Genomic DNA, 2956 nt, shown 5'->3' with positions numbered 1-2956 from the left:
GCCCGGCCTTGACCGCTATCACTCATTTGAAAAAGATAAAGAAGGATAAAAACAAAAAGAAAAGTTAATGATTATCAGTGATTTATATTTAAATTGAAGGGAAAGGATTATTCATGGAAGCTGCTGTTATACACTGTTTTCCTTTTAATTTCTCGTGAATTCAGTAAATGGAAGAACAAAAGTCGACGGTAATTCTCTAGAACTAACTAATTCCATTATCATTTTCTCATCATCAATGGTGTTATACTGAAGTTTAACAAATCCATAATCTCTATTATACAGTGCTATAAGCTCTGTTTGCTTAAACTTATTGCTGCAGATACTTGTGATTTTATAACAATTTAATTTTCCAAAATTAGATGATAAAACCTTTTCCTCATTTATTAAATAATTACTTACAAAACTTTCATTGATACCTTTTTTCCATTCTGCATGACCAGGGAAACTATAATGACTTCCAATTAAAAGCTTCCAAGTCCATTCATTTCCAACTTCTAAAGGATATTTTATCATAGGAAAAGGAGCGAGTTCTAACTTTCTATAAATATTAGTTCTAGGTGGATGAATCCACACTACTGTATCATTTTCTGTAATTCCGCTATAGGATCGCCACATATTTTTTCCACTACTATTCCAAGAGCTTTTTGTCTGTCCATATTTTTTCGAATAAACTTTAGGGCTTGTTGTTAAAATTAGAGTGTCTAACAAATATAGATTGTCTTGGATATCAAAATGAGCGACAGAATACACAAATTCTCTTTCTTTTTTGTAAATAGATACTTCCTTTTCTTGTTTGTTCGTTCTTTCATTATTGCATCCTTGTGTTAACCACCCAATAAAAAGTACTATAATCAATTTTTTCATTTTACAATAGTGTATAACGTCTACACTATGGCGCAGTTTTTATGTCCCTCGTGGCATAAAAATGCGGGTATAGTGAATGTTGTGGTGATGTTTTTAATAATTTTTCAATTTAAAATAAGATTCATATCCTCCCAAAAACATTGCGGGATATACTGTTATCATTTTTAGAGATTCAAAATTATCATCTTTAATAAAAATCACTAGTGAATATATAAATCTATGTATTGAAGCTGCGATAATAATAATCGAAAAGACTTTAAAAAATACTTTTCCAAATGCATGATTTTTTTTATCAAATCCATTACTGTTTTCATTTTCTTTTTTTTGAAAATTTATAAGAAAGGATGGGGCTTTGCTTATAAAATGATATGTTATATGAGTACTGAAATTCATAAAAAAGATTATTCCTAAAGAGTCTTTTAATATATTTTTAGAAAATAAAAGGACGTATATAACGCTTATCAAAAATGTGCTTATTGATAAAATTATATAATGATTTTGTTTCTTATTGTCTATCATTTATTACTATCCTATAAAATAGATTGAATGTGTATATTTTGATTTTTGATTATAATTCACCACAACGTTCGATGTATGAGTTTGTGGCGGATTATCGTGCCGATTTCGCGTCCGATAGGACAGTGAAATCCAGCGAGAATCCGGCGCTTTAGCTGACTCTACAGCCGGCATAACTTATACATACTGTTGGTAGCTTTATTTATATTTAAAAAATTCTTTGTCAAATATAATCATATCACCAAGTTTCTTTATTGTCTCATCATCCTCTTTATTACCATTCGAAATCAATTTTTGATAATCTCCCCACCATGCTGATTTGATTACTATCATTCCATACCTTTGATTGAAAAAGTATAATGTTTCTTCATCATTCGCTGTAATGTTATCAAAAAGGTATTTGTAAATGATTATTGTATCAAATTTTGATATTATTTCCTTATGTCCAATTAATCTAATTTCATTATTAGATGTATCTGTTTTCATTTGGATATTCAAATCATCTGAATAAATACTTATGGTATCCTCAATAGTTTGATCTCTATTATAAACAGAGTACATATATTCAATATTGGATTTATTATCATTTAATTGACATCCAACACATAGTAGGATTATCCAAAAGTATTTCATGATTTTTATATTGCTACCAACGTCAAGGCTATGTGTCCGCCGAAACCTACTGCTACTTAAAAAACACATAGCTGAACCCCAAAGATAGTAGCCTCATATGGAAATAAAAACGGTGGCATATAGTTGCTGTTGTGAGGCTGTATTAGAAACTAAATCCCCTATTCCCGGTTTTTTGGCGATATTTTTCTGCAACTTTACTATAAAATTCTTCTTCCGATATATGATGTTTTTTCATTATCTCAAATTTCAATTCCTCTCTTCTTTTATTAAAATCGTTTAGTAAATCTCTTCTTTGAAAATCTATATAGGGATAAATTGCATCTAAAAAATCATCCTTAAATAAATATCCTGTAATTTTATCATTATTAATATCAGTGACTTTTAAATGGATGATGTGTTCATCAATTTTGGTGATTAATAATTCTGTTTCGGCTTTTAATTCTGCATAACACTCTGGGCAATCAAGAGTGTCTGAACTTCTTTTAACTAATTTAATGTCTCTTTCTATGATTATAGTATCACCTACCTGATTTATGATTTTAGGAACAGGGTGAGTACTTATTGATTTACTCCATGCTTCTACGAGTCCAACTGAAAATTCATTAAATATTTTGATATCCTTGGACTCATTAGGTTTATCACATGAAAAACATAGTAAAATTAGAATTGCTTTGTAAAAATGCTTCATCAAAGTAAGATTTTTTATGACTCACAACGGTCTCGGCTATGAACAGTTGGGGATTTTATGCCCTAACTTTTCAGTTTAGCACCGCCCTTTGTTTTATGTTTATAGTTTCGTTTTATCACTTTCGCCTCAATTGTTTATAGTTCCCATGATATAATCCGAACCCGTAAAATAAGGGTAAACCAAACGAAAAACACCATGGGAACAGGATTAAAGTTATTCATTGGAATTGATGTTCACAAGCGTCAATGGAGTGTA

The 2956-nt window shown here is 29.9% G+C and carries 3 protein-coding genes; all 3 read right to left on the bottom strand.

What is annotated here, in order from left to right:
* Positions 1-144: 144 nt before the first annotated feature.
* Positions 145-864, bottom strand: a complete 720-nt coding sequence (locus tag OO013_RS19995; RefSeq protein ID WP_266058900.1) for a hypothetical protein — start codon at positions 862-864, stop codon at positions 145-147.
* A gap of 714 nt (positions 865-1578) precedes the next feature.
* Positions 1579-2013: a hypothetical protein gene (locus OO013_RS19990; protein WP_266058899.1), complete on the bottom strand. Its 435-nt coding sequence runs from the start codon at positions 2011-2013 to the stop codon at positions 1579-1581.
* Positions 2014-2155: 142 nt separating this feature from the next.
* The gene (locus tag OO013_RS19985) at positions 2156-2701 is read right to left on the bottom strand and encodes a hypothetical protein (protein WP_266058898.1); all 546 of its coding nucleotides are present in this window, start codon (positions 2699-2701) and stop codon (positions 2156-2158) included.
* Positions 2702-2956: the final 255 nt, after the last annotated feature.

Source organism: Mangrovivirga halotolerans (assembly GCF_026241165.1).
In the GTDB taxonomy this organism is placed as follows: Bacteria; Bacteroidota; Bacteroidia; order Cytophagales; family Cyclobacteriaceae; genus Mangrovivirga; species Mangrovivirga halotolerans.
The sequence above is the reverse complement of the archived record's forward strand: the minus strand, read 5'-3'. Positions and strand labels throughout refer to the sequence as shown.

Coding starts and splice junctions, on each gene's coding strand:
- OO013_RS19995 (WP_266058900.1), bottom strand. CDS start 864: ATGAAAAAATTGATTATAGTACTTTTTATTGGGTGGTTAACACAAGGA.
- OO013_RS19990 (WP_266058899.1), bottom strand. CDS start 2,013: ATGAAATACTTTTGGATAATCCTACTATGTGTTGGATGTCAATTAAAT.
- OO013_RS19985 (WP_266058898.1), bottom strand. CDS start 2,701: ATGAAGCATTTTTACAAAGCAATTCTAATTTTACTATGTTTTTCATGT.